The sequence below is a fragment of the Paenibacillus sp. P4_E11 genome (genome assembly GCF_056401635.1).
Genome location: NZ_JBFUIX010000068.1, coordinates 1 through 21,075, shown reverse-complemented (window position 1 = coordinate 21,075; position 21,075 = coordinate 1). Strand labels below are relative to the sequence as shown.

Sequence of the window (21,075 nt, the reverse complement as noted above, 5' to 3'; positions counted from 1 at the left end):
AGATGGAAACGATATTGCAGATTCGAGATTTGTCCAAAATCTACAAGCAGGTCAAAGCGGTGAATGGCTTGAATATGACGATCCAGCGAGGTGACATTTACGGTTTCCTTGGGCAGAATGGAGCAGGCAAGACGACCGCTATCCGTATGATTATGGGGTTAATCCATCCCACTGAGGGCAGTATTGAAATGTTCGGAGAGAAAGTGAAGCCTGGCTCGAGCAGCTTCCTCCGAAGGGTAGGTTCGATCATCGAGTTTCCGGGATTCTATCCGAACTTGACAGCAGTCGAGAACTTGGAGATGTTCCGGCGACTGGAAGGCATACATGGTAAGAGTTGCATCGAGGATTCGCTGCATACCGTGGGTCTATGGGAAGCTAGAAACCGCAAAGCAAGTCAATTCTCACTTGGGATGAAGCAGCGTCTAGGCATCGCGAGAGCGATTCTGCATAGTCCGGATTTTCTCATCTTAGACGAACCGATGAACGGTCTCGATCCGATGGGCATTAAGGAAATCCGTTTGCTCATTCAGGAGCTGGCGCAGAAGCGGAACATCACGATCATGATCTCCAGCCATATTCTTAGTGAAGTCGAGCAGCTGGCTACGAAGATCGGAATCGTCCACAAAGGGGTCATGTTGGAGGAGACGAAGCTGTCCGAGCTGAACGAGCGTAATCGGCAGTACGTGGAGCTGCAGGTCGATTCCGTACAAAAGGCGGGTGTAGTGCTGAAGCGGGATATGCAAATATCCGATTATCGGGAGGAAGAGGGCGGTGTCATACGTGTGTATGAGAAGTTGTCCGAAGCGGCCCGGATCAACCGCTCGCTCATGCAAGAGGGAATTGAAGTCAGCGCCCTAACGCATCAGAAAGATTCGCTCGAAGACTATTTTGTCCGATTGATAGGAGGGGCTGGGATTGCTTAGTATCTTATACGGAGAAGCGTTGAAGCTGAAGCGGTCCAAGATGTTATGGATGATCGTACTTGGCGCGTTGCTTCCTGCGGCTTTGAATTACTTGGTGGCCTGGCATCAGTTGGATTCGGCATCAGCGATCAAATGGGACTCATTCTTCCATGACAATCTCATGCTAATGGCGATGCTCATGTGTCCGACTCTGTTCGCCTTGTTCGCCGGGTACTTGTTCGCGCGGGAATATCAGGACCGGACCATCAACAGCTTCCTTACCGTGCCCCGTTCACGTATGCTGCTCTTATTGGGCAAATATATCATGATGCTGCCTATTATGATTGCCACTGTCCTGTTATCTATCGGTTTGACACTGCTCGGTGGTTTCTTACTCAAGCATGAGGTGTTGACGGCTGTGATGATGAAAGAGGCGCTAGTGAAGTATTTGATCTTAATCGTGACACAATACGCGCTAATTTCGATCGCCGCTACCGTTAGTATATTGGGCAAAAGCTATATTCCGGCCATGGGACTTGGCGTGTTCGCCGTGATCTCCGAGCTAACGATCATGCAGTCGAAGTACATTATGTACTACCCTTGGAGCGCTCAACTTAACTTGGTGTTGGATATGTCGCCGACTTTCAACAATATGGCTCTGGGTATAACCGTACTGTTAATCGCCTTCTTCGTCCCTTTGCTGTTTAATGTGGCCTATTACCGTAGAGCAGATGTACACAGCGGATAGATTCGACACATTCACCATGTTCACCAAAAAAACAAATCGCTTCCGCCCAAGCTGCTGGAAAATGCCCCGCCGTTTCGCTATGATGGAGCTATCTAATCATATTCAGGGAAGCAAGGTGGATCTCAATGTTTCGAACTTACGGAGCTCTTGGCAGCGTATTGGCTTTGTTGGCAGTAGCATTAGGCGCGTTCGGCGCCCATGGGCTGGAAGATGTCATCGACGCAGATCTGTTGGCCGCTTTTAAGACAGGCGTGCAATATCACATGTTCCATGCGCTTGGTATTCTGGCAATCGCCGTCTTATCGGAGAAGCTGGGCGAGTCAGCAGCGGTTCGTTGGGCAGGAAGACTACTCACACTTGGGATCATCTTGTTCTCCGGTAGCTTATATGTGATGGCTGTGACCGATATTAAGCCGCTCGGCATCATCACGCCATTCGGAGGCGTAGCCTTCATGGTAGGTTGGGCATTCCTGGCTAGTGCTATATGGAAACATAGACGTTGACGTTAAATGTTATCTAATCGCGAAAAAACCGGACGCACCCCTATATGCGTCCGGTTTTCTTGCTTTGCAGCCAAAGATGGGGGGCAAGAAGAATTCTACCTCATTCTATCAGAAGAATCCGTCGCCGAAACCAAATCCACCGCCGAACCCACCGCCGAACCCACCGCCGAACCCACCAAATCCAAACCCGCCGTCAAATCCGAAGGGGCTGGTCCCGATCGCAAGCAAGTCGAACAATACTAACGGAGTGAATACTTTCGTCTTCACCTTTTTGTTTCTTGGCTGCTCAACGATTAATTCATTTCCACGTATTCCGCGCAATATACCGGACACCTTGGCGCCGTCTTTTTTGACCGCGTAGATCGGTTTGCCAATCATCTTGCGCACTTGTGCTTTTGTGACTGTACGTTTCATGCAAATCCCTCCTTTCTCTGAACCTTCTATAACATATTCTCGAAAACTAGTTTACGCTTGGACACATATACCTGTGCTAGTAGCGAAATAGAAAAAAGAGGCCTGCCCTGATAAGCAGTCCTCTGCATCTTCCTTGCCTATGTGCACCATTCCTATGAATGATGTGCAACGATATCCTCAATTTCATTCAGCTTGAACGAATACACTTTCTTCTCATCTACATGATAGACCGTAAGCAGGTCGCCGGGTATGTCAAAGTTCAAGATGCGACAGGGCAAGCTTAATCTGACGCCCTTTCCCTTCACGACAGATAGCCTAATCAATGTCCCGCGCTCCTTATACTCCTCCAGTAGCTCGAGTCTTAGCCTATCCTTTTCCTCGGTATCCGTCCCTTTCTTCGCTACAGGGGTCGCCTTGGGAGTAGGTATTTTGGCATAGGCTGGCTTGGGACCCGATGATGCAAGTGCAGCGTCAATTATTTTCCCTAGCTCCATGCCGCCCGTTATTCGGAAATCTTTCACTTTAGCATGACTTAACAGCTGCATAAGGGAAGCGATCGCAAGTGCATGAGAAGGTTCCTCAAGCATAATCTCGACTTGAAATAGGTGGTTGTTGCTCTTGTTGCTTGCCGATTGTTCGTTTCCCATCATTCACACGTCCTATGACTAAAGTTCTACCTCTAATATACATAATATTGTGGCTTTTGAGTACCGCGAATTTATTATAAGCCTCCAAGTATTTCTGAATAAGAGCGGATGCGGATGCATGCATAGCGCATACAATGTAAAGCAGGAGCCGCTTTGTGCTGCGTCAGTCTCACTTCAGGAGGGGTATTCGTATGATTAACGCAAAGCCGATCCAGATCGGCGATCGAACGGTAATGGGGATCACCGTGGAGCTTCCCAAGACCACGCTCGTCATCGTAACGACAGATAAAGGCTACATCATGTGTGGAGCTCTGGATGTAGCGCTGCTGAACGAACGGTTGCGCGCTCGCAATATTATCGCGGGTCGTGCGACAGGTGTGAAGACGCTGGAAGACTTATTGGAAGCGCCTCTTGAATCAGTAACCCATACAGCTGTGGAAATGGGAATCGTCCCGGGCATGAAAGGCAGCGATGCCATTCTGAAAATGCTGTGAGCTTGAACGAGACAACTCTCGTTCTTTTTTTTGGTCCCCAAAAGCTAAGCGATTAAGCTTCGAAGCCCCCACTTCACTTTGTGGGGTTGTCTTGTATAATAAATGCTAGAGAACCTTGATTGGAAGGAGTTAAGCTTATGCCTACAGCGTCACCGTTCATCTCCATTATTATCCCGACGCACAATCGACTGCATATGCTGGCCGAACTGTTGGAGTCGCTAGCCAGTCAAACGTATCGTAATTTTGAGGTCATTATTGTTAACGATTGCGGTCAATCGGTTCAACCTGTTACCGAGTTGTTCAGCGAGTTGGATGTGTTGGTGATCGATCTGCCTACGAATCAAAAGCATGTCCATGCCCGGAATGAGGGGGTGAGACATGCATCTGGGGAACTGATCCTGTTATGTGACGATGATGATCTACTGCTGCCAGGGCATATTGAACGCATGGTTCAGGAGCTGGCCGGGTATGATCTAGTTTACTCGGATGTCGAGATCTTCGATTATCGACAAGAAGGGCTTACCCGTATTCCCGTCAGCCGACGGTTGTTCGCCTATTTGCATGATCCGGCAGCGATGCGCAAATTTTCTACGTTCGTGCCTTCTGGGATCCTGTATCGCAAGTCGATTCATAAGACGTTAGGCGAATTCGATCCGGACGTCTATCATTACTGGGATTGGGATTTCTACCTCCGGGCTGTGCAACAATTCCGCGTGAAGCGGGTGCCGGCGGCTACCGTGTTATATGCGTTCTCTCAGCAGGGAGGAAACATGTCGAACGACCTAGGTTCCATGCGTTCTTACCTGGACAAGCTGTCTGTCAAGCATCAGCTGGGTGAGCTGCCTACCAAGAACTTCTTCCTGCTGCTCGAAGAGCCCGATGTCGTCAGCAGACAAGCGGAGAGCGAACAGTCTTGGAACGGCCTGCCCATCACTTCGAGGTACGCCAAGCGTTATGCGGCCGATTAACGGTTACGCCGTTGCTCACGAACATAGTTCACAAGTATATGGGCTTCCTCGGTCGTAAGCGGCTGTCCATCGACCGTCACTTGGCGGAGGTCAGCTGCAGCATAACCATCGAGCTTAATCGAAGCCGAGTCCTCTTGGGACAAGATCGGTTCTTCGATTCGGCATAAGATATAGTCGAGCGACACTTGAAAATAGTTGGCGATCGTGCATAGTGTCATGTAATCCGGTTCTCTCCGGTTCGTTTCATAATGGGATAGGGCGGCCCTGGATATGCCGAGCTTGCCCGACAATTCCTCTTGGGTGAGGCCGAGCTTGACGCGCAGCGCTGCCATTCGTTCCCCGCATCTTATCATTCGGACTCTCCTCCTCTAGTTGTATTGGGTTATGTAGGGTCCATAATAAGAATTCGGATCGATGGGTGAAATTATGGGGGCTTCGGTGGTCAAGCACCCCCTATTTCCTTCTGAGAAAACAGAAATAACGGAACTTTTTTCCGTTAATGCAGCAATAGTTGATACTGTTGCTGTATTAGTGGAATTATTTTCCGTTATTTCTAAAATAATTACTATTTCTCCGCCCTACAGCTCAGCACAGTAGCTCATCAATCGTTGAACAATGCCTTCAGATTATCCGAGTAAGGGGCTCGCACGATCCCTTTCTCGGTAATGATCGCCGACACGTATTCGTTGGGCGTGATGTCGAACGCAGGGTTGAACACTTTGACGCCTACCGGTGCGGTTCGTTTGCCGAAGCCTTGTGTGACCTCATCCTCGTGGCGTTCCTCGATCGGAATCTGTTCGCCTGTCGGCGTGTTCAGATCTATTGTGGACATCGGGCATGCTACGTAGAAGGGGATTCCATGTGCCTTAGCAAGCACAGCAACACTGTACGTACCGATTTTGTTCGCTACGTCACCGTTCGCAGCCACGCGGTCCGTTCCGACGATGACCGCTTGTACCCAACCCTTCGACATTACCATACCAGCCATGTTGTCACAGATAAGAGTTACGTCAACGCCAGCTTGCTGCAGCTCGAATGCGGTCAGCCGGGCGCCTTGCAGTACCGGCCGCGTCTCGTCGGCGAAGACGCGCAGCGAGATGCCGCGCTCCTGCGCCAAGTAAATTGGCGCAAGCGCCGTACCATACTTCGCCGTGGCCAGGCCGCCGGCGTTGCAGTGCGTGAGGACGCCCATGCCGTCCTCGAACAGCGTGAGCGCGTGCTCGCCGATCAGCCGGCACGTCTCCTCGTCCTCGGCCTGAATCTGCCTCGCCTCGTCGAGCAACGCGGCTGTTAGCCGCGGCAAGCCGGCTTGCCGCTCGACGCGGACAAGCTCCTCCGCCCGCCGCTTCATGCGGTCGAGCGCCCAGAACAGATTGACCGCCGTAGGTCGCGAGGTGGCCAGATAATCGGCCTGCCGCTCTACTTCAGTCAAGAAGCGACCCGCGGCGTCCTCGCCAGAAGGGACGTCTCGTACGCCCAAGTACACCCCATAGGCTGCCGCAATCCCGATAGCAGGAGCACCGCGCACCTTCAGGTGGCGGATCGCTTCCCACACGTCCTCGGCACTCGTCAGCTGCAGATACAAGATCTCCTCCGGCAGCAGCCGTTGATCGAGCAGATCGAGATGCTCGCCTGCCCAGCGCACCGATTGAAGCGCGCCTTGCACTCCGCTTTGCGCTTCGCCCTGCACTCCGCTTTGCGCCCCGCTGCCAGCGGGGTCAGCAGCCAACCTAACCATCGAATTCCATCTATTTTCCATCATCTTCCTGTCATCCTCCTAGATCAGCTTACATGCTACATTTAATGAACAGCTCTTAATGCGATATCCAGCAGTTCCTCGATGGAAGTCGCGGAACGATGACGCTTGATCAGCGTCTTGCCGATAGCCAGTGCAATACGCTGAGAACGCTCCTTGCTGGCGGCATCGGCGATCTTGTCGATGTCGGCCACGTGAGCCAGGCCTACGACGCGGCGCACCATCTTGCAACCGGCATAGCCGAACGTATCCTGCAGCAGCTGTGCGATGTATACGTCCTGGAATCCAGGCGTACGTGCCATCCGATCCACGGTATGCTTGTCCCACAGGCCGCGGAACTCACGCTCGAATGCGGACCAGACGTCCCGTATAGTGTCCAACAAGTACCGACGGAAGTCCGCACGGTCAGCTTCTGTCTCATTCAGCCCTTCACGACCGGCGAAATTGAGCAGCAGATTGGCGATGACCGCACCGATATCGAAGCCCATTGGCCCGTAGTAAGCGAACTCCGGATCGATGACTTTGGTCGATTGCGGGGTGATGAATATGCTTCCGGTATGGAGATCGCCATGCAGCAGTGCCTGAGCATGAGTCAGGAACCCATGGCGCAACCGGGCTACTTCCAATTGAAGCTCCGTATCAGCCCAGAGTGCTTCGACCTCATCACGAATCGCTTCATCGAAGCTGTTGTTTGGCGAGTTCGTGTAAGGGTCGTCGAAGATCAAGTCTTCTGTTATTTTGCACAGCTCAGGGTTAATGAACTGCTTGACTTGATATTTCTTATCCTGCTGATTCATTCCGAGATCGGAAGTGTAATATAACGTATGCGCCATGAACGTTCCGATATGTCCAGCGAACAGCGGATACTTGTTGCCTTCCATAAGGCCTCTTCGCATAATGACGTGGTCGCTCAAATCTTCCATAACGGTCAGAGCCAGCTCCGGCACATAGGTATACACCTTCGGGACCAGGTCCGGGCATAGGCTGCCTTGTAGTTGCAACGCTTCGCTCTCGATTCTCGCACGGTCGAGTGTAAGGGGCCACGATTCGCCTACAACTTTGGCATAAGGCAGCGCCTGCTTAAGAATCACACTGGCAGATGAATTCCGGTCGCTGATGTGAAACACCAGGTTCAAATTGCCGTCACCGATCTCTCGGCTGGCCAAATCTGCATCGGGTTGAAACAAATCCGGGATCGTCCGGGAAAAGGCAATGGCCTCAAGTTCTGTCAATGGGTGATACTGCGTCATAATAGGCACCTCCATACGTATTCTTCAACTAGTATAAGCGATTCGCACATCGGTGCAAATAGCGCTGCACATAATCGGAGCGATTTCGTGCTACCCTAATACGGGTGTTTCGCATGAATGAGATGTAAGGCAACAACCAATCTGAAGGAGGCGTTTCCGCATGTCCCAAGCTACAGCCACAATGTCCGTCGTCGAAGTGTTGAACAAGCAGGTTGCCAACTGGAGCGTCCTGTATATGAAGATGCACAATTACCACTGGTTTGTAAAAGGAAAAGACTTTTTCACGCTGCACCAAAAGTTTGAAGAACTTTACACGGAAGCTGGTACAACACTGGATGCGCTGGCTGAGCGTGTTCTAGCGGTTAAAGGCAAGCCGGTCGCGACCATGAAAGAACACTTATCGATGTCTTCGATCCAGGAAGCGAAAGGCGACGAGAAGCAGGATCAGATGGTTAAGACCACGGTCGCTGACTTCCGGACGATTATTGGGGAGTTAGCCAAAGGCATCCAAGCCGCCGAAACAGAAGGTGATAGCAGCACGGCAGATATGCTAACCGGAATCCAGACCAGTCTGGAGAAGCATGTCTGGATGTTGGAAGCATTCATGGGGTAAAGTTGGACCCTGTATCCGAACAGTCCTGACTCGAGACCTGTGGGTGATGGGTGATGTGCTGAGGGGGAGGCTGTCGATTCATTGTTGATTGAAGCACAAACGGCTGTTCCAAGTGAAAAAGGACCCCGACGCTTAACCCCACAAAGTGAAGACTAGCTCTGGAGATAACTCCGAGTACTTTGCGGGGACCCCGGTTACTCAAACATCTTGTTTGAACCTCCCTTTGATTGTATAAGGGATTTCGCGGTATGGAGGTTCAAGCCAAAACTCGCCGGGGTCCACTACTCACTTTCCACTCCAGTATTCACAATGATTCGACAGCCTCTTAGGACTGTTTATTTTATTGATTAATTTTGGCACAAAAAAAGAAGGGCATTCGCCCTTCTTTTTTACAGCTCCTGCTACCTCCGATGTTCGACCAAATCGATGGCGCCTAACACGATATGGGCCAGGCCGAAACCGACCACACCCCAACTGGCTACTGGAAATTTCCCTCTCAGAGCGACGCCCGATGCCGTGACTGCCGTTCCCAATACCGCGGGGACAAGACCTTCTCTCATGCTGAGTACCTTCTTTCCATCGAATAATGAGTGGCGAAGTTGCCTCTATAGCTTGCTTTTTCGATTCGCAATGTATGCGTTTGAGCGGTTTGCATTGTTTTCCTCCAGAGCCGTATAATCGGTTAAATGGAGGTGCGATAAGGATGACAAGGATACAAGAGGAACAACGGGCAGCTTTGAAGGAATGGGCATCCGCCATACAGGCTTTGGAGAGCGGGCGACAAATTGTTATTTTGCGCAAGGGTGGCATCTTGGAAGAGACACGTCACTTCGAGCTTCGCAATGCCGGGTTTTATTTGTACCCCACGTTCGAGCATCAGAAAAAACATTTATTAAAGGAACCATATCAGGAACAGATCGACATTACGACAGCCGGATGGTATCCGGATAACAAGACGGTCACGATCCGTTGTTACGCCGAGGCTGTGCAAGACATTGAGATTTTCAGCCAGGAAGAGTTGGATCGCATTCGCGATCGGCACATATGGACGGATGAATTTGCCGCAGAACGGCTAAAATGGAAGAAGACGCAGCCGTTGCACATTATTTTGTTAAGAGTTTATAAATTAGTCAACCCGATTGAAGCTACCATATACCCCGACTATATCGGTTGCAAATCATGGCTAGATCTAGTGCTACCGCAGGCTGGAGCTACTGGGCGAGAGGCGTTGCCGGTGTTGACTGACGAGCAGTTCGAAGCGGAACGGAATGTGATTGTTAACAAATTGAACATAACATAGTCAGATTGGCAGACGGTTAGGCTTCTCTTGCGTAGATGAATAGGATATAATAAAATTATTATTGAGAATCAATGAGAATCATTTAAGAATGATTCCAAAATAAGTTTCGGAGGGAACAGTACAAATGGCTAACACACCCCAATTCGTCATAGACGGTTTGAAAGCTTCGATTGAAGACAAGGAGATTTTGAAAGGCATTGACTTGAAAATTAACGGCGGCGAAGTACATGCCATCATGGGACCTAACGGTACCGGGAAAAGCACGCTCGCATCCGCTTTGATGGGTCATCCCAAATATGAAGTAACTGAAGGCAGCGTCACGTTGAACGGCGAACAAGTTCTGGAGATGGCTGTTGATGAGCGCGCTCGTGCCGGTCTGTTCCTGGCTATGCAGTATCCGAGTGAAATCGCGGGCGTAACCAATTCCGACTTCCTGCGTAGTGCGATCAATGCCCGCCGTGAGGAAGGCAATGAGATCTCGCTGATCAAGTTCATCCGCCAGATGGAAGGCAAGATGAAGCAGTTGGAAATGAACCCAGAGTTCGCACACCGTTACTTGAACGAAGGTTTCTCCGGTGGAGAGAAGAAGCGGAACGAAATTTTGCAGATGATGCTGCTTGATCCTAAGATCGTTATTTTGGACGAAATCGACTCCGGTTTGGACATCGATGCTTTGCGTATCGTCGCTGAAGGCGTGAATGCCATGCGTAGTGAAGAACGTGGATTTCTGATCATCACCCACTATCAACGCCTGTTGAACTATGTGAAGCCAGATTTCGTACACGTTATGATGCAAGGCCGTATTGTGAAGTCCGGCGGTCCTGAGCTGGCTGAGCGTCTGGAAGCAGAAGGCTACGACTGGATCAAGGAAGAACTCGGCATTGTGGATGAAACCGTAGGTCAAGAAGTTTAATGGATAGAACGAATCAGGAGGAAATGGAAAAAATGAGCATAGAAACCGTTCTTCCAATCGACCGCGATTCCATCACACAATTGTCCTCCCGCAAGAATGAGCCGCAATGGATGCAGGATTTGCGTGTGAAAGCACTGGAGTCGGCAGGTACGTTGGAACTGCCCAAGTTGGATAAAACTAGAATAGACCGCTGGAAGCTTAACGCTTTCGGTACTTATAAACAAACTGATGTGTCGGACACAGTGAACGGATTGCCACAGCAAGTTCGCGATCTGCTTCAAGAGGATATCGATGCGGCGAGCGTGCTCGTGCAGCGCAACTCTGGAATAGCCTACAAGCACGTCAATAACCAATTGACTGCCCAAGGCGTCGTGTTCACCGATCTGGAAACAGCTTTGCAGACCCATGGTGAACTTGTGCAGAAGCACTTCATGACCGTTGTGAAGCCGGACGAGAACCGTCTAACCGCACTACATGCAGCTATGTGGAACGGTGGCGTATTCTTATATGTGCCTCGCGGCGTGAAGGTAGAACTGCCAGTGCAAGCATTGTTCTACGCGGATGATTCGGAGGCGATATTTGCTCCTCACGTGTTGATCGTGGCAGAAGCGAACAGCTCTGTAACTTACGTAGACAATTACTTTTCCGAAGACGGGCTTGAACTCGTCCACAACGGTATCATCGAGGTTGTTGTTAAGCCGGGTGCAAGCGTCACGTTCGCCTCCATTCACAATTTCGGCGATCAGACTACGGACATCACCTATCGCCGGACGATCCTTGATAATGACAGCAAGATCGAGTGGATTGTCGGTGAGCTGAACAGCGGCAACGCAATGGCGGACACGACATCCATCCTGAAGGGCAATGGTTCCAATTCTGATGCGAAGGTTATCAGCGTCGGTCGTAGCGATCAGAAGCTGAACCAAACGACACGTGCGGTGCATTTCGGCAAGAGTACGCCGAGCCAGATGATTACACGTGCGGTCATGAAGGAAGAAGCGACGGCGATCATAAACGGCATTACGAAGATCGAAAAGGGTGCCACGGGTGCCAATGGACAACAAACTGAGCGAGTACTTATGCTCAGTCCTAAGGCACGCGGCGATGCCAATCCGATTCTCTTGATCGACGAAGATGATGTCAAGGCTGGTCACGCCGCAAGCGTAGGGCAAGTTAATCCAGAGCAAATCTACTACTTGATGTCTCGCGGTGTGCCGAAGGTGGAAGCAGAGAGACTCGTGATCTACGGTTTCCTCGCACCTGTAATCTCGGAAGTGCCTCTTGAGAATGTACGCAAGCAGCTTGAGGCGCTAGTCGAAAGGAAGCTGGGATAATGCTGAACAGCGTCGAGCTTAGGGAACTGTTCCCGATTCTGCATCAGGAAGTGAATGGCCATCCGCTCGTTTACTTGGACAGTGCGGCGACCTCGCAGAAGCCGCGGCAAGTGATTGAAGCGCTCAAGAGCTACTACGAGCTGGACAATTCCAACGTTCACCGCGGTGTGCATACGCTTGGTTCCCGGGCTACGGACGCTTACGAAGGGGCCCGAGACAAGGTTGTGACGTTCTTGAACGCTCGTAGCCGTGAAGAGATCATATTCACGCGCGGGACTACGACCGCTATTAATCTGGTAGCGTCGAGTTATGCTCGGGAAGTGTGCCGTCAAGGCGACGAGATCGTCATCACACCGATGGAGCATCACAGCAATCTCATTCCGTGGCAGCAGGTCGCTAAGGCGACCGGCGCTACGCTGAAATATATTCCGCTGCAAGCGGACGGTTCCATCTCGCTTAAGGACGTAGAGGAAACGGTAACCGATCGTACGAAGATCGTAGCTGTTGTCTATGTGTCCAATGTGCTGGGTGTGACGAATCCCGTTAAGGAAATCGCTGCAATCGCCCACCGCCACGGTGCCAAGATGCTCGTTGACGGGGCACAGAGTGCACCTCACTTGAAAGTGGACGTACAGGATCTGGACTGCGATTTCTACGCCTTCTCGGGTCACAAGATGTGCGGTCCTACCGGGATTGGCGCACTGTACGGCAAGAAAGAATTGCTAGAAAAGATGGAGCCGATCGAGTTCGGCGGCGAGATGATCGACCGTGTTGACTTGTACGACTCCACATTCAAGGATTTGCCCTGGAAGTTCGAGGGTGGTACACCGATAATCGCTGGAGCAGTTGGACTTGGCGCCGCCATCGACTTCCTGCAGGAAGTTGGGCTCGACAACATTCACCGTCACGATCAGGCACTTGCTAAGTACGCTGTGGAGCGCATGACGGAGATCGAGGACTTGGTTATATACGGTCCAAGAGCTGGCAGAACCGGTCTTGTCACCTTCAACTTAGCCGATATTCATGCCCATGACGTTGCAACCGTGATCGATGCGGAAGGGGTCGCGATCCGTGCTGGACACCATTGCTGCCAGCCGTTGATGAGATGGTTGCATGTAAACGCCACGGCTAGAGCAAGCTTTTATATATACAATACCGAGCAGGATATTGATCGATTGGTCGATGCGCTTGTGAAGACGAAGCAATTTTTCGCATCTATAGGAGATTGACGCAATACTAATTTGAGGGAGGGATTACGAATGGCTAAGCAAATGCCGGAGATGGAAGATTATAAGTATGGCTTTCGTGACGAGCATCAGAATATATTCCGTTCGGAAAAAGGGCTGACAGCTGATATCGTGAAGGAAATTTCCAGCATGAAGAACGAACCTCAATGGATGCTTGACTTCCGATTGAAATCGTTGGACATATTCAACTCCAAGCCGATGCCTAATTGGGGCGGCAATATGGACGATCTGGATTTCAATGACATCACTTACTATGTTAAGCCTTCTGAGAAGCAAGGCAAGACTTGGGAAGAAGTGCCGGAAGAGATCAAGAACACATTCGATAAGCTGGGGATTCCCGAAGCGGAGCAGAAGTTCCTGGCAGGTGTATCGGCCCAGTACGAGTCCGAGGTTGTATATCACAGCATGCAAGAGGACTTGGAGAAGCAAGGAGTTATCTTCACTGACACCGATTCAGCTTTACGCGAATACCCAGAGCTGTTCCGTGAATACTTTGGCACGATCGTTCCGCCTACGGACAACAAATTCGCAGCTCTGAACAGTGCTGTATGGTCTGGAGGCAGCTTCATCTACGTGCCTAAGGGTGTGAAATGTGACATTCCATTGCAAGCTTATTTCCGGATCAACTCGGAGAATATGGGACAATTCGAACGTACATTGATCATCACCGACGAAGACAGCTTTGTGCATTACGTAGAAGGCTGTACAGCCCCAATCTACAGCACGAACTCGCTGCATAGCGCCGTTGTTGAGATCATCTGCCGGAAGAACTCACGTGCGCGCTATACGACGATTCAGAACTGGGCGCCTAACATTTACAACCTGGTAACGAAACGTGCCGTAGCTGAAGAAAACGCGACTATGGAGTGGGTTGACGGCAACATCGGCTCCAAACTGACTATGAAGTATCCAGCAGTTGTGCTGAAAGGTCGCGGCGCTAAGGGGATGGTATTATCCATCGCTGTAGCCGGCAAAGGCCAGCATCAGGATGCGGGTGCGAAGATGATTCACTTGGCGCCGGACACAACATCCACGATCGTCTCCAAGTCGATCAGCAAGCACGGCGGTAAGGTCACGTACCGCGGCTTGGCTTCCTTTGGGCGCAACTCCCAAGGGTCCAAGGCGAACATCAAGTGCGACACATTGATCATGGATAAGCAATCGACGTCCGACACGATTCCGTATAACGAGATCATGAACGACAACATTACACTGGAGCATGAAGCTACAGTTTCCAAGGTGTCCGAGGATCAATTGTTCTATCTGATGAGCCGCGGATTGACAGATGCCGAAGCGACTCAAATGATCGTAATGGGCTTCATCGAGCCGTTCACCAAGGAATTGCCGATGGAATATGCAGTTGAGATGAATCGTCTCATAAAGTTCGAGATGGAAGGCAGTATTGGTTAAGCCTTACATGTAAATACGTATCCGATGTGACTATCACACTTGCGTGTCTTAGTCTTTCGGATACGTATTTTTGTTTTTTACCGTTGATAGAAGCTAATTCGGCCGTTTCAAGTGAAAAAGAACCCTTAGTCATCCCCACAAAGTGAAGCCAAGCTCTGTAGTTAATTCCGATTACTTTGCGGGGGCCCCAGGTTTCAAACATCTTGTTTGAAACTTCCTTGATTGTATAAGGGATTCAGCGGTGGGAGGTTCAAGCCAAAACTCGCCAGGGTCCTCTTTTTCACTCTCTACTCCTTTTGTTTACAGTTAATCGACAGCCTCAAACACCGATGCCCAACAGGTCTTGCGGGAGCGAATAGCGCGGAAAAACCGAGCTACAGGTGCTCCGGTGGGGCTTATGGAAGTGAATAGCGCGGTTTTTCCGCGCTACAGGTCCCCGCGGATAGGCTTGCCAGCTGATCTCCGGCACGAGCGGAGCAGGTTGCCATTTCCTTAACTCCTTGCAGGAAAGTAGAACGGAAGAGGAAGCAGGCAGGGGGTGAAGAAGCGAAGCGGTCGCCTTTGAAATCTATTCCTAACCAAAACCCATTTCATCCCAAGGAATAGATTTCAACAGCGGTCGGAATCCTCTGCCTGCTTCTCCCACGCGCCAACTGAACTCCACAGTTTCGCACGGAATCCTCTGCCTACTTCCTCCCACGCGCCAACTGAACTCCACCGTGTCGCTCTATCTATGCACCCTGCACCCCATCAGAGTGCCGCTCTGCCGCCTGCCAGCCGGCCCAACGCATCCTCCGATGAGAGCTGCTCAGACCCTGTGGAGGTGCGTTCCTTCCACTCCACAACCCCCTGTGCCGCGCCACGGCCCACGACGATTCGGATCGGGATGCCGATTAAGTCCGCATCCTTCAGCTTGACACCCGGGCGTTCCTCCCGGTCATCCAGCAGTACCTCGACCCCTGCTGCGCATAGCCGAGCATAGAGGGAAGAGGCCAGACGCAGTTGAATATCATCCGCTGTTGCATGGAGCGAGATGATATGAACTTGATATGGAGCTATCGCTGCGGGCCACACGATGCCGCTGTCGTCATGATGCTGCTCCACAACGGTCGATAGCAACCGGGATAGACCAATTCCGTAGCAGCCCATGAGAAGCGGCTTCTCGTGCCCATTAGCATCAGCTACATGGGCTCCTAACGGTTCGCTGTACTTCGTTCCTAACTTGAACACATGCCCCACCTCGGTGCCTTTGGACAACAGCAGGCTTCCATCTGAGCAGCGTGGGCATGAATCCCCTTCCTGAATGGGGCGTGGCGCTGAATCGGATTCGTCCGATACACGGACGGTGAGTTCCATATTAACAGCATAACTGCACTTGGAGCAGGATACGATTGTATCTTCGCCGATCTCCGCCAGGGCAACGAACTCATGAGAGCCTCCTTCACCGCCAATCGCTCCTGAATCAGCTTCTATAGCTCGAAACCGGAGTCCGATTCGAGTGAATATCGTGGCGTAGGCTTGCAGCATCGCATTGTAAGCTTGCCCCAGTCCTTCCCAGTCCATATGGAAAGAGTAGGCATCTTTCATCAGAAACTCGCGCCCCCGCAGCAGGCCGAATCTAGGTCTCCGTTCATCACGGAATTTGGTTTGGATCTGATAAAGAATAAGCGGTAACTTGCGGTAAGAAGTAAGCTCGGCTGCTGCGAGTGAGGTGACAATCTCCTCATGTGTCGGTCCCAGTGCGAATGCCCGGCCGTGACGGTCCTGCAGCCGAATCAATTCCGGGCCATACACCTCATAGCGGCCCGATTGCTCCCACAGCTCGACAGGCTGTAAGGCAGGCATGAGCAGCTCCTGCCCGCCAATTCGGTCCATCTCTTCGCGTACGATAGCTTCTAGCCTTCTTAGCACACGCCACCCCATCGGCATATATGTGTATACGCCAGAAGCTAGTTGACGCACCAAACCAGCACGTAACAGTAATTTATGGCTGGCGACCTCCGCTTCCGCAGGTGCTTCCCGCAAAGTTGGCATAAACAAACAGCTTTGTTTCATAGAGCAATTCTCCCCTTCCAAACTAGTCTTGGAAAAACACAAAAAACACTTTCGTCAAGGGACGAAAGCGTCGTGGTACCACCCTTATTCAATCGCTGCCCGGATCGGGACAGCAATTCTCGAAATCGATAACGGAGATTGTCCGGCCGTGGATAGGGTGTGTATGGTACAGCACCAGTCTCCTAGGCAACTACAAGGTGGGATGCATCGCGAATCGACGGGAGAACTTTTCAGCGGACGGTTCTCTCTCTGCACAAGTCGAATTTCGGGCAATTCCTTGATTACAGCTTTTGTTACATTGAATTTTACTTAATTTACACCATGCCACCTATCCTAGTCAAGGCAAAATAAGTGAACACCCTATTCCGCATAATTATTTTGCAGGAGCATCAACCTATGGGCAGACCAATTATTAAGCCTAACGTTGGGGAGAGGTGGGTTCATGTGAACGCAAAGCATCCAAAATGGCGGCTCGGAATCAACGTAAGTATCACAACCGCACTATTAACGGCACATGCTTGTACGAAGTTTGGAAATCACAATGAATCCGGCTCAGGGGGATCGTTGGCGAAGTCACGAGCAGAAGCGGCAAAGGTCAGCAAGAAAGGTAGCGGACTCCATATCCTTCAAGTGATTCCACAAGGCAGCGATGCCCGAATCCCCACAACCAAGATCGGCGACAAGAGCTACATAGCTGCCCAAGCGCTGGCGGACGCGTTGGAGGATTCACCCCAAGCTGCAAAGGGAGATCAGCCTGAGGAAGTAACGATTGATCCGACCTGCAATCCAAATTTGCATCAATTGGATACGGGTTCGAATGCCGCGATTAACGTTCAGCAGCTCGAAGAGCTGGAAAAGCCTAACTTGGGCATCAAATATAAATTCGACACGGGGCCTTTTCAGCAGACGGGGTTATTCGATTGTTCGTCCTTTATCCAATATTTGTTCCGCAAGCAACTCGGCGATTCGCAAATGATTCATTCCTCACCAGAGCCGGAAGACGGTGTTCAAATCACAGATATCAATCAGCCGTATTGGCAAAAAACGTTCATGAAAAGCACTCGGATTACACGGAGTGATGCGATCTGAGGGCGGCCGTTCGTTTGTTCGGGATATGTATGTTGGGACTTATTGTCGTCGGAGTCGGATATACCGGATATTTGATCAACCGGACCGACCGGTTTCTGGAGAAAATAAGCAGTGATTCATCTTTGACACCGGAACCAATTCAGATCATCGGGATGAATGAACAACCGGATACCGGGCAAGGAAGCGACACGGATAGCGATCTGTTGGCACAACATATGCTGCAATTGCGATCCGCGGAAGCGATCCGGCCGAAAGCTCAAACCTTCCTTATGCTTGGTATTGATAACCGCAAGCAGACAAGGAGTATGAACTCAGATGTGATTATGGCCGTTGCGATTCATCCAAGCGGCAAGTCGGCAACGGTTGTCTCCCTTCCGAGGGACATGCAATTGAAACCAGCTGGGTTGCCCGCACGTAAAGCGAATTTCTATTTCCCCTACTACTACAACAGGGAGCCCAGCACGGCATTCGCACATACGAAACAATTGTTCAGCCAAGTATTCGATATGCCGATTCGGTATACAGCCGCTTTTCATTTCAAAGGATTCGAGCAGATTGTGGACAAGCTCGGGGGAGTGACGGTTGATGTCGATATGAATATGCGATATGTCGATCGTGAGGACGGTACGAACATTGACCTGAAGAAGGGTAACCAACTGTTAAACGGCAAACAGGCGCTCGATTTCGTACGATATCGCAAGTCGAATCGGAATACGAAGGAATCGAGCGACTATATGCGTAACCGAAGGCAGCAGCAGGTGCTCCATCAGTTAGCGGGCAAGATTAAGTCCGTTAACGGGCTCCTGCAGATGGGGACTGTACTTGACACGGCAGGCAACCATATCAAGACCGATATTCCTTCTACGGAAATACGTGGGGTAATGGAGTCCTTACTGAAGATCGACCGGGATCAGATCAAGTTTATATCTTTGCAGGGGGAATGGAGAAGTCCGTACATTATTGTGAATGATGAGGATTTCAATCAAGCCAAGCTGGCTTTGCAACAAGAGATCGGGGGTTCGTGAACCCCCGATCTTAATTCTCAAGCTAATGGGTCCCAAGGACCGAGCTGGTGTCCCTTCCACTCAGACCCGTCTTCCCATATTTCCTTCTTCCATATGGGCACAATCTGCTTCAGCCGCTCGATGGCGTATCGGCTCGCTTCGTAGCATTCCGCTCGATGTGGAGCGGCAGTTGCAATCACGACACTTATCTCGCCTAATGGTACCGGTCCTAACCGATGCGAGATGGCGCAGATGGCGCCCGGCCAACGGGCGTCTATTTCTTGTCCGATCTGTTCCATGGTCTTAAGGGCCATCGGGGCGTAGGCTTCATACTCCAAGAGTAGGGTTCGTTTCCCTTGTGTATACTCCCGGGTCGAACCAACGAAGGCCAAGGCGGCTCCATAGCGAGGGTCTTGCACTTTATTACACACTTCCTCAACGGACAGCTTCTCGTGAGATAGGGTATATAGCTCTATACGGCGTACTGCAGGTTCTTTCCTGTCAGTTGCATCTTGTGGTTGGCCTCCGGAGACAGGGGGGATCAAGGCCACCTCATCGGATTCAGCCAACTCTGTATCGTCTGCGGCATAGCTGTGGTTGCGAGCCGCGAATGACGAGCGGATCGACGATTCAGCCTTCGGGAATTGCTGGACCAGATGGTCCTTCAACTCCTTGACCGTTAACTGCTCGACATCCATATGAATAGGTAAGCGGCTCGTCCCGATGGACTCGGCAAGTCCGGCGAATAGCAATAGGGTGATGTTCATAAGCACTCTCCTGGGTTACGACATGCATAATAATTTCATCGTACAGAAAGGTCATTAGCATTGTCAATCCCGGGACCTGCATACAATGAGAGATCATGGATTAGGACGAGCGGCAGGAATTTGCTGCACGTAGGCCGAATCCATTGAATATGAGATTGTGGGAAAGGAGAGATTCGTGTGCCAGCGGAATTAGGGCAACTACATATCATTCATACGAACGACCTTCACAGCCGCTTCGAACAAATGCCCCGCATTGCGTCTGCCATTCGGCAGCTCAAGCAAGCTAGGGCTGAGGATCAGGTGCTGACTCTGGATATCGGCGATCACATGGATCGCATGATGGTGGAGACGGAAGGCAGTATGGGAGCGGCTAACGTAGCTGTCTTAAATGCGTCCGGCTATGATGCCATTGTATTGGGCAATAATGAGGGTCTAACGTTTCCTATGAAGACCATCTCGGAAGCATACCGGGAGCATGCTCGTTTCGCTGTCTTGGGTACGAATTTGAAGCAATTGGATACAGGGATGCATCCAGACTGGATGGTGCCCTCGCTTGTCATAAATCATGGTGGATTACGCGTAGGTCTAGTCGGAGTTACGGCCTACTATGAGAGCTTCTATACATTGCTGGGATGGACCATTCTCGAGCCGATTCAAGCGATTCGAGAGGAAGTGAGCAAGCTTAGACTTCATGCTGGAGCAGATATCATCATCGTAATGTCTCATCTGGGCTTGACGCAGGATCGGTTGATGGCACGGGAGGTGACGGGCATCGATCTCATCCTAGGCGGTCATACGCACCATCTGCTGGAACAGCCTGAACGCGAAGGGAATACTTGGATCGCTGCGACGGGCAGTCTAGGTAAATATGTAGGTGAGGTGTCGATTACCTATGATTTTGAGGCCGCTGCTGTCTCCAAGGTGCAAGGTCGATGTCACCTCGTCGAACAATATCCGATTGACGAACATGTCGCGGGTCTGATCGATCGATATCGTGAGCAAAGTATCCGGAAATTGGAACAACCTGTGGTGGAGCTGGAGCAGTCGCTCACGATTGACTGGTATGAAGAGTCCGAGCTCGGCAATCTGCTGGCCGCTGGTATTCGTAGCTGGACTGGCGGTGAGATTGGGTTGGTGAACGCGGGACAGCTTCTATACGCCCTGGAGGCAGGTTCTGTAACGGCTGGTCAATTGCTCTCAATGTGTCCGTCGCCGATTAACCCCTGCCTTACGATGTTATCCGGGAGCCACTTGATGCAGGCGCTAGAGGAGTCTCTGTTGGCTGAATATTATGAGCGGCCTATTCGTGGGTTCGGCTTTCGCGGACAAGTACTAGGCGTGTTGTGTCTGGATGGAGTTCGCGTGGTATACGATCCAGCTGGTGAGCCTTATGCTAAAATCGACCGTGTAGAGTTGAATGGCGAGGCCCTTCAGCCTGATAAAATATACCAGGTAGGGATGATCGATATGTTTACATTCGGCAGCGGCTACACGACGTTGAGTCAAGGGAAGAACACGAAATTTTTCCTTCCTGAATTTATTCGGGACGTATTGGGCGAGCAACTCAAAAGACCGGAGCAACTGAAGCGATGCAAGGAGCTGCGTTGGATCGCGCAAAACTAACACACAGCTGTCTCTTATTATTAAATATTCCTTAATCC

General features: G+C 51.0%; 23 protein-coding genes. 15 read left to right on the top strand and 8 right to left on the bottom strand.

From position 1 onward, the window contains the following. The first annotated feature begins 2 nt into the window (after positions 1-2). The 3 genes from AC1DWB_RS22680 to AC1DWB_RS22670 all read left to right on the top strand — a co-directional run bounded on the left by AC1DWB_RS22680 (position 3) and on the right by AC1DWB_RS22670 (position 2,153). Entirely contained in the window at positions 3-923 is a 921-nt protein-coding gene (locus AC1DWB_RS22680) for an ABC transporter ATP-binding protein (RefSeq protein WP_477543364.1), read from the top strand. Then, positions 916-1,650, top strand: coding sequence for an ABC transporter permease (locus tag AC1DWB_RS22675; RefSeq protein ID WP_477543363.1), 735 nt, complete (start codon positions 916-918; stop codon positions 1,648-1,650). The genes AC1DWB_RS22680 and AC1DWB_RS22675 overlap by 8 nt, the downstream gene beginning before the upstream one ends. Before the next feature lie 125 nt (positions 1,651-1,775). Beyond that, positions 1,776-2,153, top strand: coding sequence for a DUF423 domain-containing protein (locus tag AC1DWB_RS22670; RefSeq protein ID WP_477543362.1), 378 nt, complete (start codon positions 1,776-1,778; stop codon positions 2,151-2,153). Positions 2,154-2,261: 108 nt separating this feature from the next. Here AC1DWB_RS22670 and AC1DWB_RS22665 read toward each other — a convergent pair whose 3' ends face one another. After that, the gene (locus tag AC1DWB_RS22665) at positions 2,262-2,567 is read right to left on the bottom strand and encodes a hypothetical protein (RefSeq protein ID WP_477543361.1); all 306 of its coding nucleotides are present in this window, start codon (positions 2,565-2,567) and stop codon (positions 2,262-2,264) included. 152 nt (positions 2,568-2,719) lie between these two features. Next, positions 2,720-3,217: a hypothetical protein gene (locus tag AC1DWB_RS22660; protein ID WP_477543360.1), complete on the bottom strand. Its 498-nt coding sequence runs from the start codon at positions 3,215-3,217 to the stop codon at positions 2,720-2,722. Between the two features lie 188 nt (positions 3,218-3,405). On the opposite strand from AC1DWB_RS22660, the gene AC1DWB_RS22655 reads away from it, so the two are divergent. Continuing rightward, complete coding sequence (locus AC1DWB_RS22655) at positions 3,406-3,708, top strand: YunC family protein (protein WP_477543359.1); 303 nt, start codon at positions 3,406-3,408, stop codon at positions 3,706-3,708. Positions 3,709-3,845: 137 nt separating this feature from the next. Next, a complete protein-coding gene (locus tag AC1DWB_RS22650; RefSeq protein WP_477543358.1) occupies positions 3,846-4,676 on the top strand; it encodes a glycosyltransferase family 2 protein in 831 nt (276 codons plus the stop codon). On the opposite strand, the gene AC1DWB_RS22645 is transcribed toward AC1DWB_RS22650, so the two are convergent. Then, complete coding sequence (locus AC1DWB_RS22645) at positions 4,673-5,029, bottom strand: helix-turn-helix domain-containing protein (RefSeq protein WP_477543357.1); 357 nt, start codon at positions 5,027-5,029, stop codon at positions 4,673-4,675. The two genes, AC1DWB_RS22650 and AC1DWB_RS22645, sit on opposite strands and share 4 nt — an antisense overlap. A gap of 61 nt (positions 5,030-5,090) precedes the next feature. Here AC1DWB_RS22645 and AC1DWB_RS22640 point away from each other — a divergent pair, with 61 nt between their 5' ends. Then, positions 5,091-5,273 carry a hypothetical protein gene (locus AC1DWB_RS22640; RefSeq protein WP_477543356.1) on the top strand — a complete coding sequence of 61 codons (183 nt, stop codon included), beginning with the start codon at positions 5,091-5,093 and terminating at the stop codon, positions 5,271-5,273. A 4-nt stretch (positions 5,274-5,277) separates the two neighbouring features. Here AC1DWB_RS22640 and mtnA read toward each other — a convergent pair whose 3' ends face one another. Both mtnA and mtnK read right to left on the bottom strand, forming a co-directional pair. Further along, a complete protein-coding gene (gene mtnA, locus AC1DWB_RS22635) occupies positions 5,278-6,435 on the bottom strand; it encodes an S-methyl-5-thioribose-1-phosphate isomerase (RefSeq protein WP_477543384.1) in 1,158 nt (385 codons plus the stop codon). A gap of 41 nt (positions 6,436-6,476) precedes the next feature. Further along, positions 6,477-7,682: an S-methyl-5-thioribose kinase gene (gene mtnK / locus AC1DWB_RS22630; RefSeq protein WP_477543355.1), complete on the bottom strand. Its 1,206-nt coding sequence runs from the start codon at positions 7,680-7,682 to the stop codon at positions 6,477-6,479. A gap of 160 nt (positions 7,683-7,842) precedes the next feature. On the opposite strand from mtnK, the gene AC1DWB_RS22625 reads away from it, so the two are divergent. After that, the gene (locus tag AC1DWB_RS22625; protein ID WP_477543354.1) at positions 7,843-8,295 is read left to right on the top strand and encodes a Dps family protein; all 453 of its coding nucleotides are present in this window, start codon (positions 7,843-7,845) and stop codon (positions 8,293-8,295) included. Between the two features lie 401 nt (positions 8,296-8,696). On the opposite strand, the gene AC1DWB_RS22620 is transcribed toward AC1DWB_RS22625, so the two are convergent. Then, complete coding sequence (locus AC1DWB_RS22620; RefSeq protein WP_477543353.1) at positions 8,697-8,855, bottom strand: asparagine synthase; 159 nt, start codon at positions 8,853-8,855, stop codon at positions 8,697-8,699. A 143-nt stretch (positions 8,856-8,998) separates the two neighbouring features. On the opposite strand from AC1DWB_RS22620, the gene AC1DWB_RS22615 reads away from it, so the two are divergent. The 5 genes from AC1DWB_RS22615 to sufB all read left to right on the top strand — a co-directional run bounded on the left by AC1DWB_RS22615 (position 8,999) and on the right by sufB (position 14,499). After that, on the top strand, positions 8,999-9,595 hold the full coding sequence (locus AC1DWB_RS22615; protein ID WP_477543352.1) for a DUF1802 family protein: 597 nt from the start codon (positions 8,999-9,001) through the stop codon (positions 9,593-9,595). A 124-nt stretch (positions 9,596-9,719) separates the two neighbouring features. Next, positions 9,720-10,508: a Fe-S cluster assembly ATPase SufC gene (gene sufC / locus AC1DWB_RS22610; protein ID WP_477543351.1), complete on the top strand. Its 789-nt coding sequence runs from the start codon at positions 9,720-9,722 to the stop codon at positions 10,506-10,508. Between the two features lie 32 nt (positions 10,509-10,540). Beyond that, positions 10,541-11,842 (top strand): Fe-S cluster assembly protein SufD, encoded by a 1,302-nt coding sequence (gene sufD / locus AC1DWB_RS22605; protein WP_477543350.1) that lies wholly within the window; start codon positions 10,541-10,543, stop codon positions 11,840-11,842. After that, the gene (locus tag AC1DWB_RS22600) at positions 11,842-13,071 is read left to right on the top strand and encodes a cysteine desulfurase (RefSeq protein ID WP_477543349.1); all 1,230 of its coding nucleotides are present in this window, start codon (positions 11,842-11,844) and stop codon (positions 13,069-13,071) included. The genes sufD and AC1DWB_RS22600 overlap by 1 nt, the downstream gene beginning before the upstream one ends. 30 nt (positions 13,072-13,101) lie before the next feature. Continuing rightward, complete coding sequence (sufB, locus tag AC1DWB_RS22595) at positions 13,102-14,499, top strand: Fe-S cluster assembly protein SufB (protein WP_477543348.1); 1,398 nt, start codon at positions 13,102-13,104, stop codon at positions 14,497-14,499. Between the two features lie 750 nt (positions 14,500-15,249). On the opposite strand, the gene proS is transcribed toward sufB, so the two are convergent. Beyond that, positions 15,250-16,554: a proline--tRNA ligase gene (gene proS, locus AC1DWB_RS22590; protein WP_477543347.1), complete on the bottom strand. Its 1,305-nt coding sequence runs from the start codon at positions 16,552-16,554 to the stop codon at positions 15,250-15,252. Positions 16,555-16,950: 396 nt separating this feature from the next. Between proS and AC1DWB_RS22585 the strand changes: the two genes are divergently transcribed. Together AC1DWB_RS22585 and AC1DWB_RS22580 are read left to right on the top strand one after the other, a co-directional pair. After that, positions 16,951-17,643, top strand: a complete 693-nt coding sequence (locus AC1DWB_RS22585) for an NlpC/P60 family protein (RefSeq protein ID WP_477543346.1) — start codon at positions 16,951-16,953, stop codon at positions 17,641-17,643. Positions 17,644-17,657: 14 nt separating this feature from the next. Beyond that, positions 17,658-18,668, top strand: coding sequence for an LCP family protein (locus tag AC1DWB_RS22580; RefSeq protein WP_477543345.1), 1,011 nt, complete (start codon positions 17,658-17,660; stop codon positions 18,666-18,668). A gap of 17 nt (positions 18,669-18,685) precedes the next feature. Here the strand turns inward: AC1DWB_RS22580 and AC1DWB_RS22575 are convergent, their stop codons facing one another. Next, complete coding sequence (locus AC1DWB_RS22575; protein ID WP_477543344.1) at positions 18,686-19,414, bottom strand: molybdenum cofactor biosynthesis protein; 729 nt, start codon at positions 19,412-19,414, stop codon at positions 18,686-18,688. 177 nt (positions 19,415-19,591) lie between these two features. Between AC1DWB_RS22575 and AC1DWB_RS22570 the strand changes: the two genes are divergently transcribed. Further along, positions 19,592-21,037 carry a bifunctional metallophosphatase/5'-nucleotidase gene (locus AC1DWB_RS22570; protein WP_477543343.1) on the top strand — a complete coding sequence of 482 codons (1,446 nt, stop codon included), beginning with the start codon at positions 19,592-19,594 and terminating at the stop codon, positions 21,035-21,037. Positions 21,038-21,075 lie beyond the last annotated feature (38 nt).